This is a genomic window from Pseudomonas sp. BGA-UO-ETr-WB11 (assembly GCF_059567785.1).
The window spans coordinates 272,473-286,636 of sequence record NZ_JCAQOS010000006.1 but is presented as its reverse complement, the minus strand read 5'-3'; the positions used below and the strand labels follow the sequence as shown (position 1 = coordinate 286,636).

The window sequence follows — 14,164 nt, the reverse complement described above, 5'->3', positions numbered from 1 at the left end:
AAGCTCCACCCATCCTACGCGGCAACAACCGGGCCTTTAGTGTTTATGGCTCCAGCGCAGGCGCAACCACTCCAAATCTTCCGGGCGAGTGACCTTGAGGTTGTCCGCCCGCCCCTCGATCAGGCGTGGCGCTTGCCCCGCCCATTCGATGGCCGACGCCTCATCGGTAATCGCCACCTCGGCCACCAGCGCCTCGGCTAGCGCCCGCTGCAACGCGCCGAAGCGGAACATCTGCGGTGTGTAGGCTTGCCAGATCTGGCTGCGATCGACGGTTTGCGCCACCCGGCCATCGGCACTGGCACGTTTGAGGGTGTCGCGCACCGGCACGGCCAGCAGGCCGCCGACCGGATCAGCCGCCAATTCAGTCAGCAAGCGATCCAGATCGAAGCGAGACAGATTGGGCCGCGCAGCATCGTGCACCAGCACCCAATCGTGTTCCGTCGCACCCAGCTCAATCAGACGCAACAAGCCCTGCAACACCGAGTCGGCACGCTCGGCGCCACCTTCGGCGCGGCTGATACGGGGATCGCGCGAACAGGCCAGGGTCGGCCAGTAGGGGTCTTCGGCCGCCAAGCTGACCACCAAGCCCTTGAGGCCAGGATGATCGAGAAAGCAGTCGAGGGTATGTTCAAGAAGGCAACGCCCAGCCAGGGCCAGGTATTGCTTGGGACGGTCGGCCTGCATGCGCGCGCCAACCCCGGCCGCCGGGATCACCACCCAGAAATCGGGCGTGCTCATTCGGCCAGCTGATAGAGGGTTTCGCCCTCTTTGACCATGCCCAGCTCGTGGCGGGCACGCTCCTCGACTGTTTCCATACCCTGCTTGAGCTCCAGCACTTCAGCTTCGAGGATACGGTTACGTTCGAGCAGGCGCTCGTTTTCGCCCTGCTGTTCGGCGATTTGCCGTTGCAGATCGGTCACTTGCGCCAGGCTTCCATCGCCCACCCACAAGCGATACTGCAGGCCAGCCAGCAGCAGGATCAGAACGACGAACAACCAGTAAGGACTGCGCATGATCGGAGAATCATCCATGATAAAAAGGCAGCTTGCGCTGCCTTTTTTACCACTTCAGGCCTTAGCCGCGAAACTCGGCGCGACCACGGTATACCGCTTTGTCGCCCAATTGCTCTTCGATACGCAGCAGTTGGTTGTACTTGGACACGCGATCGGAGCGGCACAGAGAACCGGTCTTGATCTGGCCAGCCGCAGTACCCACGGCCAGGTCAGCGATGGTGCTGTCTTCGGTTTCGCCACTGCGATGGGAGATCACTGCGGTGTAACCGGCCGCCTTGGCCATTTGGATGGCTTCCAGGGTTTCGGTCAGGGAACCGATCTGGTTGAACTTGATCAGGATCGAGTTGCCGATCGACTCGTCGATGCCGCGTTTGAGGATCTTGGTGTTGGTCACGAACAGATCGTCACCGACCAGTTGGATCTTCTCGCCGATCTTGTCGGTCAGTACTTTCCAACCGGCCCAGTCCGATTCGTCCATGCCGTCTTCGATGGAGATGATCGGGTAACGCTCGGTCAGGCCTGCCAGGTAATCGGCAAAACCTTCGGCGCTGAACACCTTGCCTTCACCGGCCAGGTCGTACTTGCCATCTTCGAAGAACTCGCTGGAGGCGCAGTCAAGAGCCAGGGTCACGTCAGTGCCCAGTTTGTAGCCAGCATTGGCCACGGCTTCAGCGATGGCCGCCAGGGCGTCTTCGTTAGAGGCCAGGTTCGGTGCAAAACCACCTTCGTCACCTACGGAAGTGCTCAGGCCACGGGCCTTCAACACCGCTTTCAGGTGATGGAAAATTTCGGTGCCCATGCGCATGGCGTCGGAGAAAGTCTTGGCGCCAACCGGCTGAACCATGAATTCCTGGATATCGACGTTGTTGTCGGCATGTTCGCCACCGTTGATGATGTTCATCATCGGTACCGGCATCGAGTACACGCCCGGCGTGCCGTTCAGGTCAGCGATGTGCGCGTACAGCGGCACGCCTTTGGCCTGGGCAGCGGCCTTGGCCGCGGCCAGGGATACAGCGAGGATGGCGTTAGCACCCAGCGACGCTTTGTTCTCGGTACCGTCGAGGGCGATCATCGCGCGGTCCAGGCCTTGCTGGTCGACCGGGTCTTTGCCCAGCAGCAGGTCACGGATCGGGCCGTTGATGTTGCCAACGGCCTTCAATACGCCCTTGCCCAAGTAACGGCTCTTGTCGCCATCACGCAGTTCCAGCGCTTCGCGCGAACCGGTGGAAGCACCGGACGGCGCACAGGCGCTGCCGATGATGCCGTTATCGAGGATTACATCCGCTTCTACCGTAGGATTGCCACGGGAGTCGAGAACCTCACGGCCTTTGATGTCGACGATTTTTGCCATTGCTCTAAGCACTCCAAAAATTGATCAAATCGCTGCGCTGACTCTGGGGCATGCGCAGCGAAGCTGAACTCGAAACGAGACTTTTAACGGGGCCGCACTTTACCGGAGAAACGCCCGATCAGGCAGTTTCAATCGGCGCAAAACTCTTCACCAGGTCATCCAACTGCTTGAGCTGGGTGAGAAACGGCTCAAGCTTGTCCAACCGCAAGGCACACGGACCGTCGCACTTGGCGTTGTCCGGGTCCGGATGCGCCTCAAGAAACAGTCCAGCCAAGCCCTGACTCATGCCGGCCTTGGCCAGATCAGTCACCTGACCACGACGCCCGCCGGCGGAATCGGCGCGACCGCCCGGCATTTGCAGGGCGTGGGTTACGTCAAAAAATACCGGGTAGTTGAACTGCTTCATGATGCCGAAGCCGAGCATGTCCACCACCAGGTTGTTGTACCCGAAAGACGAACCGCGCTCGCAGAGGATCAACTGATCGTTACCGGCCTCTTCGCACTTGGCCAGGATGTGTTTCATTTCCTGGGGCGCGAGGAACTGGGCTTTCTTGATGTTGATCACCGCGCCGGTCTTGGCCATAGCCACCACCAGGTCAGTCTGACGCGACAAGAACGCCGGCAGCTGGATGATGTCGCACACGGCCGCCACTGGCGCCGCCTGCTCAGGCTCATGCACGTCAGTGATCACTGGTACGCCGAAGGTCTTCTTCACTTCTTCGAAAATCTTCATGCCCTCTTCCAGGCCGGGGCCGCGGAAGGAGCTGACGGAGGAGCGATTGGCCTTGTCGAAGCTGGCCTTGAACACATAAGGAATGCCGAGCTTGTCGGTCACCCGCACATATTCTTCACAGGCACGCATGGCCAGGTCGCGCGATTCCATGACGTTAATGCCACCAAACAGCACGAACGGTTTGTCGTTAGCGATCTCGATAGCGCCTACACGAATAGTTTTCTGGCTCATGCTTTGCGCGCCTTCTGGGCCAATGCTGCGTTGACGAAACCACTGAACAGCGGGTGACCGTCACGTGGACCGGAGGTGAACTCGGGGTGGAACTGGCACGCGACGAACCACGGATGATCCGGCGCCTCGACCACTTCGACCAACGCGCCGTCACCGGAGCGGCCAGTCACTTTCAAGCCGGCAGCCTGCAATTGCGGCAGCAGCTTGTTGTTCACTTCGTAGCGATGACGATGGCGCTCAACGATCACGTCCTTGGCATAGCAATCGTGAACCCGCGAACCGCTTTCCAGCTGGCAATCCTGGGCACCCAGACGCATGGTGCCGCCCAGATCGGAGGCCTCGCTGCGGGTTTCCACGCCACCGTCGGCATCTTCCCACTCGGTGATCAAGCCAACGACCGGGTGCTTGCTGTCTTGGTCGAACTCGGTGGAGTTGGCATCGGTCCAGCCCAGCACATTGCGGGCAAACTCGATAACCGCCACTTGCATACCCAAGCAGATGCCCAGGTACGGAATCTTGTTCTCACGGGCGTATTGAACCGCGGTGATCTTGCCTTCGACGCCGCGCAGGCCAAAGCCGCCCGGCACCAGAATGGCGTCGACGCCTTCCAGCAGACCGGTGCCCTGGTTCTCGATGTCTTCGGAGTCGATATAACGCAAGTTGACCTTGGTGCGATTCTGGATGCCGGCATGACTCATCGCTTCGATCAGCGACTTGTAGGCGTCCAGCAGCTCCATGTACTTGCCGACCATGGCGATAGTGACTTCTTTTTCCGGGTTGAGCTTGGCGTCGACGACGCGGTCCCACTCGGACAAATCAGCCGGGCCACACTGCAGGCCAAAGCGCTCGACGACGAAATCGTCCAAGCCCTGTGCATGCAACACGCCTGGAATCTTGTAGATGGTGTCGACGTCTTCCAGACCGATTACCGCACGCTCTTCAACGTTGGTGAACAGCGCAATCTTGTGCCGCGAGGACATGTCGATCGGGTGATCGGAGCGGCAGATCAGTACGTCCGGCTGCAGGCCGATGGAGCGCAGCTCTTTAACCGAGTGCTGGGTCGGCTTGGTCTTGGTTTCGCCGGCGGTGGCGATGTACGGCACCAGCGTCAGGTGCATCAGCATGGCGCGCTTGGCGCCTACTTCGACACGCAGCTGGCGAATGGCTTCGAGGAACGGTTGCGACTCGATGTCGCCGACCGTGCCGCCGATTTCAACCATGGCCACGTCAGCGTCGCCAGCACCCTTGATGATGCGGCGCTTGATCTCGTCGGTGATGTGCGGAATGACCTGAATGGTCGCACCCAGGTAATCACCACGGCGCTCTTTGCGCAGCACGTGCTCGTAAACACGGCCGGTGGTGAAGTTGTTGTTCTGGGTCATGGTCGTGCGGATAAACCGCTCATAGTGGCCCAGATCGAGGTCGGTCTCAGCGCCGTCGTGGGTGACGAACACCTCACCGTGCTGGAACGGGCTCATGGTGCCCGGATCGACGTTGATGTACGGGTCCAGCTTGAGCATGGTGACCTTGAGGCCCCGCGCTTCCAGGATAGCCGCCAATGAAGCCGAGGCGATGCCCTTCCCCAATGAAGAAACAACACCGCCCGTGACGAATATATAGCGCGTCATGAAAAACCCTAGAAGTCTGCGTTTAAGCGGTCAGTGCCGCCTGGGAAAGCGAAGCAGGCTTAAAAAAACCTGCCGGAAACAAGCAAGCCTTTGCCGATTCCAAGGGAGTCTGCAAAAGCGGTAATAAGACGGGAGAGTAGTCTACCGGAAAGGGCCTTTCAGCTCAAATCCTGGTCACTCGTCGGTGGCTGCCAGTGCAACTGCCAGTCGCCCTGGGCCGCCCCATCGAGCCCCGGCAAGTTGGCCACCGCCAGCACCCGCTCGCCACACAGCAACAGCGGCACGCGGCCACGAACAAAGGCGGGCAATCCGGACTCATTGAGCAAGCGTTTGAGGTCACGACTGCCGCGGCCGGCAATGTTCATGCACTCGCCACCTTGGCGGTAAGTCACGCGTAACGGCTCAGCAGGCGCCGTGCCCAGCAGGCGCAGGTGGCCATTGCCGGGCAACTGCAACTCACCGCCTGTAAGTGGCAACGCCACTGACACGGGCGCCTGCAGCCAGGCTCCGCTCAGCCACCACAACCGTCCGTCGGCTCGATGCAGCTCACCGTCCGCCAGCCGCCAAACCGGCAAGGCATCACTCGCCGCTGCCAGCAAAGACTCGAAGCCCGCCCAGTGATCGCTGTCGGGCAAGGCGGTCATTGGCGCCAGCCAATAACGCAACAGATTACGCTGCCGTGCCACCGACAACGCCAGCAGAGGCGCCAACGGCAGCGACGGCAACGTCAACCAGGCGAAACGCGAAGGCTCACTCAGGCTTACCAGATCGAGGCGCGCCAGGTCATCCAACAAGCCTTGTGCCTCGCGCAGATGCTCGGCGGTACGCGCCATGCTCGTTGCGGCCTGAGGCCAACGCTGCTTCAGCACAGGCAGCACCTGTTGGCGCAGGTAATTGCGCGAATACTGCACATCGCCATTGGAGGGATCTTCCACCCAATGCAATTGATGGACGGCGGCATAGGCTTCCAGCTCGGCACGGTTTGCCGTTAGCAAGGGCCGCAGCAAGTGCCCACGCCCCAGTGCTCGCCTCGCCGGCATACCGGCCAAGCCCCGCACGCCAGAACCGCGAAGCAAACGGAATAGCAGGGTTTCCGCCTGATCATCGCGATGCTGGGCCGTCAGCAGCAACTCGCCCACCTCCAGCTCATCGGCCAATACGGCGTAGCGCGCCTCCCGCGCCGCGCGCTCCAGACTCGCGCCAGGCGCCACCTGCACAGCCCGCACGCGCAAAGGCACGCCGAGCGCCGTACATACTTGCTGGCAGTGGGCCGGCCAAGCAGCAGCGACGGCCTGCAAACCATGCTCGACATGCACAGCCCGCACCGGCGGCAACGCCATACGCCGAGACAGCGAGACCAATAAATGCAGGAGAACGGTGGAGTCCAGGCCACCGGAAAACGCCACGCACCACCCCGGCGCGGCGCACCAGGGTGACAGAGCAGTCAGTAAGCGGGATTCCAGAGACATAAGAGAGGTGCTGCAAGCGCCGGACAAGGCGCCAGCTTAAAGGAAACTGGCGCTCAGTGATTGTCCGTCGCGGACTCAGGCGATGCCGTAGCTCATCAGGCGCTCATAGCGACGCGCCAGCAACGCATCGGTGTCGAGCTTCTGCAAGTTCAGCAACTGCGCGGCCAATTCCTTGCGAATCGATTCGGCTGCTACTTCCGGCGCACGGTGAGCACCGCCCAAGGGTTCGCCGATGACCTTATCGACAATCCCCAGGCCTTTCAGGCGCTCGGCGGTAATGCCCATGGCTTCTGCTGCGTCCGGGGCTTTCTCGGCGGTTTTCCACAGAATCGAGGCGCAACCTTCCGGCGAGATCACCGCATAGGTGGAGTACTGCAGCATGTTCAGCTGATCGCACACACCAATCGCCAGCGCGCCGCCGGAACCGCCCTCGCCGATCACCGTGGCGATGATTGGCGTCTTCAGACGCGCCATCACCCGCAGGTTCCAGGCAATCGCCTCGCTCTGCCCACGCTCTTCAGCGTCGATACCCGGGTAGGCGCCCGGTGTGTCGATAAAGGTCAGGATCGGCAACTTGAAGCGCTCCGCCATTTCCATCAAGCGACAGGCTTTGCGGTAGCCCTCAGGACGCGGCATGCCGAAGTTGCGACGAACCTTCTCGCGCACTTCACGGCCTTTCTGATGACCGATGACCATCACCGGCTCATCGTTCAGACGGGCAATGCCACCGACAATTGCCGGATCATCGGAGAAATGCCGATCGCCGTGCAGTTCGTCGAACTCGGTGAAGATGTGCTGGATGTAATCCAGGGTGTAAGGCCGCTGCGGATGGCGCGCCAGGCGGGCGATCTGCCAGCTGCTGAGGTTGCTGAAAATGCTTTCGGTCAGCGTCGTGCTTTTGTCCTGCAGACGGGCAATTTCGTCGCCGATGTTCAGCGCATTGTCGTTACCGACCAGGCGCAGCTCTTCGATCTTGGCTTGCAGGTCGGCGATTGGCTGTTCGAAATCGAGAAAATTCGGGTTCATAAATGTCCATCTTGCGTCGACGGCCAGGCGGCCGGGGAGCTGTATCTGCCAGCCCCTTACCTTAAAGGATCGGAAGCCAGCAGGTCGATAATAAAGCGCACAGCGCAAACCGATAGATCTGTCGCCCGGCAACCCAGTGGCGCCTCGGCATCAGCGGTAGTTGAGAAAGACGTTGTCGCGCCCGAACTGGTCACGCAATGCCTGAATCAAGCCATCCGCCGGATCGATACGCCAGGCATCACCAAACTGCAGCACGGCCTTGGCCTCGCTGCCGGTGTAATCCAGAGTCACCGGGCACTCGCCGCGGTGACGCTTACATAACTCGGCCAACCAGGACAACCGATCGCCCTTGAGCATCTCACTGGCGACCTTGATGCGCAGGCTCTCGGCCAGGCCAGTGCGCGCTTCCTGCAGGCTCATCACCCGCTTGGCGCGCAGGCGCAGGCCGCCAGAGAAGTCGTCGTTACTCACCTCGCCTTCCACCACCACCATGGCGTCGGTCTGCAACAGGGCCTGGGCGGCATTAAAGGCCTCGGCAAACAACGAGGCCTCTATCCGCCCGGAGCGGTCATCGAGGGTGATAAAGCCCATCTTGTCGCCTTTCTTGTTCTTCATCACCCGCAGGTTGACTATCAGGCCGGCAACCGTCTGATCCCCCCGCGCCGGCTTCAGGTCGATGATGCGCTGACGGGCGAAACGGCGAATCTCGCCCTCGTACTCGTCGATCGGGTGACCGGTCAGGTACAGCCCCAGGGTTTCCTTCTCGCCGCGCAGGCGCTCCTTCAGCGACAGCTCCTTGGCCTTCAAGTGGTTGGCGTAGACATCGGCGTCGGCATCGGCAAACACCCCGCCAAACAGATCCATATGGCCGCTGGCATGGCTGCGACTGGTTTGTTCGGCAGCCTGAATCGCCTCATCCATGGCCGCCAGCAGCACGGCACGGTTGCGGTCGATATTGGCCTGGTAGGCCTTGATCTCGTCATGGAAATACGGCCCCAGGCGATCCAGGGCACCGCTGCGAATCAGGGCATCGGTGGTGCGCTTGTTGATGCGCTTGAGGTCGACCCGTGCGCAGAAATCGAACAAGTCCTTGAACGGCCCGTCCTGACGCGACTCGACAATGGCCTCCACCGGCCCCTCGCCCACACCCTTGATCGCACCCAGGCCGTAAACAATCCGACCGTCGTCATTCACGGTGAACTTGAACTCGGAGTTATTCACATCCGGCGCATCGAGGCGCAGCTTCATGCTGCGGCACTCTTCGATCAGGGTTACGACCTTGTCGGTGTTGTGCATATCCGCCGACAGCACCGCAGCCATAAATGGCGACGGATAGTGAGCTTTCAGCCAAGCCGTCTGATACGACACCAGGCCATAGGCGGCGGAGTGGGATTTGTTGAAGCCATAACCGGCGAACTTTTCCACCAGGTCGAAGATGTTGCCCGCCAGGTCCGCATCGATGTTGTTGCTGGCGCAACCGTCGATAAAACCACCGCGCTGCTTAGCCATCTCCTCGGGCTTTTTCTTACCCATGGCGCGGCGCAGCATGTCCGCCTCACCGAGGGTGTAACCGGCCATCACCTGGGCAATCTGCATCACCTGTTCCTGATACAGGATGATGCCGTAAGTCGGCAGCAGCACCGGCTTGAGGCCGTCGTACTGGTAGTCCGGGTGCGGGTACGCCAGCTCGGCACGGCCGTGCTTACGGTTGATAAAGTCGTCCACCATGCCCGATTGCAGCGGGCCCGGACGGAACAGCGCCACCAGAGCGATCAGGTCTTCCAGGCAGTCGGGCTTGAGCTTCTTGATCAGCTCCTTCATGCCCCGTGATTCCAGCTGGAATACCGCGGTGGTCTCGGCTTTTTGCAGCAACTGGTAAGTCGGCTTGTCATCCAGCGGGATGAAATCGATATTCAGCGGCGGCTCATCGACCTTGGCGCGGTCGCGGTTGATGGTCTTCAGCGCCCAATCGATGATGGTCAGGGTGCGCAGGCCGAGGAAGTCGAACTTCACCAGACCGGCGGCCTCCACGTCGTCCTTGTCGAACTGGGTTACCAGGCCGCCACCTTCGTCATCGCAATAGATGGCCGAGAAGTCAGTGAGCTTGGTCGGCGCGATTACCACGCCACCGGCGTGTTTGCCGACGTTACGGGTAACGCCTTCGAGCTTACGGGCCATCTCCCAGATCTCGGCGGCTTCCTCGTCGATCTTGAGAAAGTCCCGGAGAATTTCTTCCTGCTCGAAGGCTTTCTCCAGGGTCATACCGACTTCAAAGGGGATCATCTTCGACAAGCGATCCGCCAGGCCGTAGGACTTGCCCTGCACCCGCGCCACGTCGCGCACCACGGCCTTGGCGGCCATGGTACCGAAGGTGATGATCTGACTCACGGCGTTGCGGCCGTAGGTCTGGGCCACGTACTCGATCACACGGTCGCGACCGTCCATGCAGAAGTCGATATCGAAGTCGGGCATCGATACCCGTTCCGGGTTCAGGAAGCGCTCGAACAGCAGGTCGTACTGCAGGGGATCAAGGTCAGTGATCTTCTGCACGTAGGCCACCAGGGAACCGGCGCCTGAACCCCGTCCCGGACCGACCGGAATACCGTTGCGTTTGGCCCACTGGATAAAGTCCATCACGATCAGGAAGTAACCGGGGAACCCCATCTGGATGATGATATCCAGCTCGAAGTTCAGGCGATCAACGTAAACCTGGCGCTTGGCCTCGTAGTTCGCCGTGGTGTCTTTAGGCCATAGCACGGCCAGACGCTCTTCCAGACCATCGAAGCTGATCTTGCGGAAGAACTCGTCCATGGTCATGCCGTCCGGCACCGGAAAGTTGGGCAGGAAGCTCTTGCCCAACTGCACCTCGATATTGCAACGCTTGGCAATTTCGACGGTGTTTTCCAGCGCCTCGGGCAGGTCGCTGAACAACTCCCACATCTCCTCCGAGCTTTTCAGGTACTGCTGATCGCTGTAGCTGCGCACTCGCCGTGGATCGTCCAGGGCCCGACCTTCACCGATACACACGCGGGTTTCATGGGCGTAGAAGTCGTCCTGCTTGATAAAACGTACGTCGTTGGTGGCCACCAGCAGGCCATCGCAGCGTCCGGCCAACTCAACGGCCAGGTGCAGGTACTCTTCGTCATTGACCCGACTGGTGCGCTGCAGTTCCAGGTAATAGCGATCCGGAAATACCGCCTGCCACTCACGCAGCATGGCTTCGGCTTCGTCAGGATTTCCCGCCAGCAGGCTCAGGCCGATTTCGCCCTCTTTAGCCCCAGACAAAGCAATCAGCCCTTCGGCGGCTTCTTTTACCCACTCGCGCTCGATGATCACCAGACCGTTGCGCTGCCCCTCGATAAAACCACGGGAAATCAGCTCGGTGAGGTTGCGGTAGCCCTTGGCGTTCATGGCCAGCAGGGTCAGACGACTAAGCGGACCGTCTTCATCCTTGTTCGCCAGCCACAGGTCAGCGCCACAAATCGGTTTGATCCCGCCACCCATGGCAGCCTTGTAGAACTTCACTAGCGAGCACAGGTTGCTCTGGTCGGTCACGGCCACTGCTGGCATGCCCGCGGCAGCGGCAGCCTTGATCAGCGGCTTGACCCGCACCAGGCCATCAACCAGGGAAAACTCGGTGTGCAAACGCAGGTGAACGAAGGTGGCGGACATGCGAATCCTATAAAAAGCACAAAAACGACAAGGCCCGGATTGTACCGGGCCTTACTGGAAACAACAGCTGCGTTGGGTGAACTGACTCAGGACTGTTCGAGCAAGCGCCGGACTGGCCCGAATGAACGCCGGTGCACGGGCGTCGGCCCCAAACGCTGCAATGCCTCTAGGTGCACCGCCGTCGGGTAGCCCTTGTGCCCGGCGATACCGTAGCCCGGATACTGACGGTCGAGCGCCTGCATTTCCCGGTCACGACTGACCTTGGCGAGGATCGACGCCGCGGCAATCGCCGGCACCTTGCTATCGCCCTTGACTACAGCAGCACTGGGCACCGCCAGTTGAGGGCAGCGATTACCGTCGATCAGGGCCAGCCGTGGGGTGATATGCAGGCCAGCAACGGCGCGCTGCATGGCCAGCATGGTGGCGTGAAGGATGTTCAGCTGATCGATTTCCTCGACCTCGGCGCGGGCGATGCACCAGGACAAGGCCTTCTCGCGAATCTCATCGAACAGCAGCTCGCGGCGCGCTTCGGTGAGTTTCTTCGAGTCATTTAGACCGAGGATTGGCCGCGCCGGATCGAGAATCACCGCCGCCGTGACCACCGCGCCACACAGGGGCCCACGGCCTACTTCATCAACCCCTGCGACCAGCTCTTCAACCAGGGTGAAATCTAGGCCTAGTTGCATGACTGGCCTGCGATCAATGCCAACACGGCTTCGGCCGCCTGCGTCGAGGCGTCCAGGCGCAGGCTGCGATGAATAGCGGCAAATTCGGCGATCTGGGTGGTACCGTTTTCCAGCAACGGCAACAGTGTAGAGGCCAGCGCTTCAGGGGTCGCGGCATCCTGAATCAGCTCAGGCACCAACAAGCGACCGGCGAGCAAATTAGGCAGAGAGATATAGGCACTGCTGACCAGCCGCTTGAGGATGCGGTACGTCAGCGGCGCCACGCGGTAGGCCACCACCATCGGCCGCTGACACAGCAGCGCCTCCAGGGTCGCGGTACCTGAGGCAATCAACACCGCATCGCACGCCGCGAGGGCCTCGTGGGACTGGCCATCAAGCAAGGTCAGCGGCAACTGGCGACCGACCAGCATGGCCTCCAATTGCACGCGCCGCTCGGGGCTGGCGCAGGGCAGGACAAAGCGCAGCTGTGGCTGAGTGCGAAGCAACAATTGGGCGGCATCGAGGAACAAGTCGCCAAGATTACCCACCTCACCACCGCGACTGCCCGGCAGCAACGCAACCACACGCCCCTGCTGCGGCAAGCCTAGGGTTAAGCGTGCAGCCGCACGATCCAGCTCAAGCGGGATGGTGTTAGCCAGGGGATGCCCGACGAAACGCACCGGCACCTGATGGGCCTGGTAAAACTGCGCTTCGAAGGGAAACAGGGTGAGCATCAGGTCGCAGGCTTCGCGGATTTTGAATACGCGCTTTTGCCGCCAGGCCCACACGGAGGGGCTGACATAGTGGACCGTCTTGATTCCGGCACGACGCAACTTGAGCTCGACGCCAAGGGTGAAATCCGGCGCATCGATGCCGATAAACACGTCCGGCTTTTGCTCAATGAGCGTGCGGATCAGGCGTTTGCGCCGCGACAGCAACTCCGGCAGGCGCCCGAGCACTTCTACCAGCCCCATGACCGACAGACGTTCCATCGGGAAATAGGAGTTCAGCCCCTGGGCCTGCATGCGCGGGCCTCCGACGCCAATAAACTCAATGGCAGGATGCTGAGCACGCAAGGCCTGCATCAGGCCAGCGCCGAGAATATCGCCAGAAGCTTCGCCAGCCACCAGGGCGACGCGCAGGGTCGAGCCCATGATCAGCGGGTGATGCCGCGGCTGGACGCCTGTACGGAGTCACGAAACAAGGCCACTTCAGGGAACTGCGCAGCCGACTCGGCCATTTCCGCCATGGCCTGCTCCACCGTTAACCCTTGGCGGTAGACCACTTTGTAGGCACGACGCAGAGCCTGAATGGCTTCAGGGCTGAAACCACGACGGCGCATGCCTTCGAAGTTCATGCTGCGCGCTTCGGCCGGGTTGCCGAACACAGTGACGAAAGCTGGCACGTCTTTGCCAATCGCTGTGCCCATGCCGGAAAAACTGTGAGCGCCGATCCGGCAGAACTGATGCACCAGGGTAAAACCGGACAAAATGGCCCAGTCGTCGACCAACACATGACCGGCCAACGCGGTGTTATTGACCAGGATGCAGTGGTTGGCAATTACGCTGTCGTGACCGATATGCACGTAGGCCATCAGCAGGTTGTGATCACCGATGGTGGTTTCCGCGCGATCCTGAATGGTGCCACGGTGAATGGTCACGCCTTCGCGAATCACGTTGTGATCGCCAATTACCAGCCGTGTTGCCTCGCCCTTGTACTTCAAGTCCGGGGTATCTTCACCCACCGAAGAAAACTGGTAGATGCGGTTGTGGCGACCGATCTTGCTCGGCCCCTTGATGATCACATGGGGACCCACCACGGTACCCTCGCCAATTTCCACATCAGGCCCGATGATCGACCAGGGGCCGACCTGAACGTCATCCGCCAGCTTGGCCGACGGATCGATGATGGCGCGAGGGTCAATCAAACTCATAGCTTGCGTTCCGCACAAATGATTTCAGCCGAGCAGACTTCCTTACCGTCAACCGTAGCCCGGCAGGCAAACTTCCAGATGCTGCGCTTGGCGCTGATAAACCGCGCTTCCAGAATCAGCTGATCGCCCGGCACAACCGGTTGCCGAAAGCGTAGCTTGTCCGAACCAACGAAGTAATAGAGCACACCATCGATCGGCTTCAGGTCCATCATCTTGAAGCCCATGATGCCGGCCGCCTGGGCCATGGCTTCAATGATCAAGACACCCGGCATGATCGGGTGCTGGGGAAAGTGGCCGTTGAAAAAAGGCTCATTGATGGTCACGTTCTTGTAGGCACGAATCTGTTTGGCCTCAAGATCCAAGTCCGTCACCCGGTCTACCAACAAAAAGGGGTAGCGGTGCGGCAAGTATTCGCGAATCTCGTTAATGTCCATCATGTTCGG

General features: G+C 60.6%; 12 protein-coding genes. All 12 read right to left on the bottom strand.

The window, feature by feature from the left end; all coding sequences use genetic code 11:
- Positions 1-36 precede the first annotated feature (36 nt).
- The 12 genes from ispD to fabZ all read right to left on the bottom strand — a co-directional run bounded on the left by ispD (position 37) and on the right by fabZ (position 14,158).
- On the bottom strand, positions 37-738 hold the full coding sequence (gene ispD, locus AC56DI_RS10240) for a 2-C-methyl-D-erythritol 4-phosphate cytidylyltransferase (protein ID WP_496346048.1): 702 nt from the start codon (positions 736-738) through the stop codon (positions 37-39).
- Positions 735-1,013, bottom strand: a complete 279-nt coding sequence (gene ftsB / locus AC56DI_RS10235; protein WP_324518474.1) for a cell division protein FtsB — start codon at positions 1,011-1,013, stop codon at positions 735-737. Before ftsB ends, ispD begins: the two co-directional genes overlap by 4 nt.
- Positions 1,014-1,074: 61 nt before the next feature.
- Complete coding sequence (gene eno, locus AC56DI_RS10230; RefSeq protein ID WP_324518201.1) at positions 1,075-2,364, bottom strand: phosphopyruvate hydratase; 1,290 nt, start codon at positions 2,362-2,364, stop codon at positions 1,075-1,077.
- Positions 2,365-2,482: 118 nt separating this feature from the next.
- A complete protein-coding gene (gene kdsA / locus AC56DI_RS10225) occupies positions 2,483-3,328 on the bottom strand; it encodes a 3-deoxy-8-phosphooctulonate synthase (protein ID WP_496346047.1) in 846 nt (281 codons plus the stop codon).
- On the bottom strand, positions 3,325-4,956 hold the full coding sequence (gene pyrG, locus AC56DI_RS10220; protein WP_496346046.1) for a CTP synthase: 1,632 nt from the start codon (positions 4,954-4,956) through the stop codon (positions 3,325-3,327). Before pyrG ends, kdsA begins: the two co-directional genes overlap by 4 nt.
- A gap of 158 nt (positions 4,957-5,114) precedes the next feature.
- A complete protein-coding gene (gene tilS / locus AC56DI_RS10215; RefSeq protein WP_496346045.1) occupies positions 5,115-6,425 on the bottom strand; it encodes a tRNA lysidine(34) synthetase TilS in 1,311 nt (436 codons plus the stop codon).
- 75 nt (positions 6,426-6,500) lie between these two features.
- Entirely contained in the window at positions 6,501-7,451 is a 951-nt protein-coding gene (locus tag AC56DI_RS10210) for an acetyl-CoA carboxylase carboxyltransferase subunit alpha (RefSeq protein ID WP_324518206.1), read from the bottom strand.
- Positions 7,452-7,601: 150 nt separating this feature from the next.
- On the bottom strand, positions 7,602-11,123 hold the full coding sequence (gene dnaE, locus AC56DI_RS10205; protein ID WP_496346044.1) for a DNA polymerase III subunit alpha: 3,522 nt from the start codon (positions 11,121-11,123) through the stop codon (positions 7,602-7,604).
- Positions 11,124-11,209: 86 nt separating this feature from the next.
- Positions 11,210-11,809 (bottom strand): ribonuclease HII, encoded by a 600-nt coding sequence (gene rnhB, locus AC56DI_RS10200; RefSeq protein WP_324518209.1) that lies wholly within the window; start codon positions 11,807-11,809, stop codon positions 11,210-11,212.
- A complete protein-coding gene (gene lpxB / locus AC56DI_RS10195; RefSeq protein ID WP_496346043.1) occupies positions 11,800-12,942 on the bottom strand; it encodes a lipid-A-disaccharide synthase in 1,143 nt (380 codons plus the stop codon). The genes rnhB and lpxB overlap by 10 nt, the downstream gene beginning before the upstream one ends.
- 2 nt (positions 12,943-12,944) lie before the next feature.
- Entirely contained in the window at positions 12,945-13,721 is a 777-nt protein-coding gene (gene lpxA, locus AC56DI_RS10190) for an acyl-ACP--UDP-N-acetylglucosamine O-acyltransferase (RefSeq protein ID WP_324518212.1), read from the bottom strand.
- The gene (fabZ, locus tag AC56DI_RS10185) at positions 13,718-14,158 is read right to left on the bottom strand and encodes a 3-hydroxyacyl-ACP dehydratase FabZ (RefSeq protein WP_496346042.1); all 441 of its coding nucleotides are present in this window, start codon (positions 14,156-14,158) and stop codon (positions 13,718-13,720) included. The genes lpxA and fabZ overlap by 4 nt, the downstream gene beginning before the upstream one ends.
- Positions 14,159-14,164 lie beyond the last annotated feature (6 nt).

Coding starts and splice junctions, on each gene's coding strand:
- ispD (WP_496346048.1), bottom strand. CDS start 738: ATGAGCACGCCCGATTTCTGGGTGGTGATCCCGGCGGCCGGGGTTGGC.
- ftsB (WP_324518474.1), bottom strand. CDS start 1,013: ATGCGCAGTCCTTACTGGTTGTTCGTCGTTCTGATCCTGCTGCTGGCT.
- eno (WP_324518201.1), bottom strand. CDS start 2,364: ATGGCAAAAATCGTCGACATCAAAGGCCGTGAGGTTCTCGACTCCCGT.
- kdsA (WP_496346047.1), bottom strand. CDS start 3,328: ATGAGCCAGAAAACTATTCGTGTAGGCGCTATCGAGATCGCTAACGAC.
- pyrG (WP_496346046.1), bottom strand. CDS start 4,956: ATGACGCGCTATATATTCGTCACGGGCGGTGTTGTTTCTTCATTGGGG.
- tilS (WP_496346045.1), bottom strand. CDS start 6,425: ATGTCTCTGGAATCCCGCTTACTGACTGCTCTGTCACCCTGGTGCGCC.
- AC56DI_RS10210 (WP_324518206.1), bottom strand. CDS start 7,451: ATGAACCCGAATTTTCTCGATTTCGAACAGCCAATCGCCGACCTGCAA.
- dnaE (WP_496346044.1), bottom strand. CDS start 11,123: ATGTCCGCCACCTTCGTTCACCTGCGTTTGCACACCGAGTTTTCCCTG.
- rnhB (WP_324518209.1), bottom strand. CDS start 11,809: ATGCAACTAGGCCTAGATTTCACCCTGGTTGAAGAGCTGGTCGCAGGG.
- lpxB (WP_496346043.1), bottom strand. CDS start 12,942: ATGGGCTCGACCCTGCGCGTCGCCCTGGTGGCTGGCGAAGCTTCTGGC.
- lpxA (WP_324518212.1), bottom strand. CDS start 13,721: ATGAGTTTGATTGACCCTCGCGCCATCATCGATCCGTCGGCCAAGCTG.
- fabZ (WP_496346042.1), bottom strand. CDS start 14,158: ATGATGGACATTAACGAGATTCGCGAATACTTGCCGCACCGCTACCCC.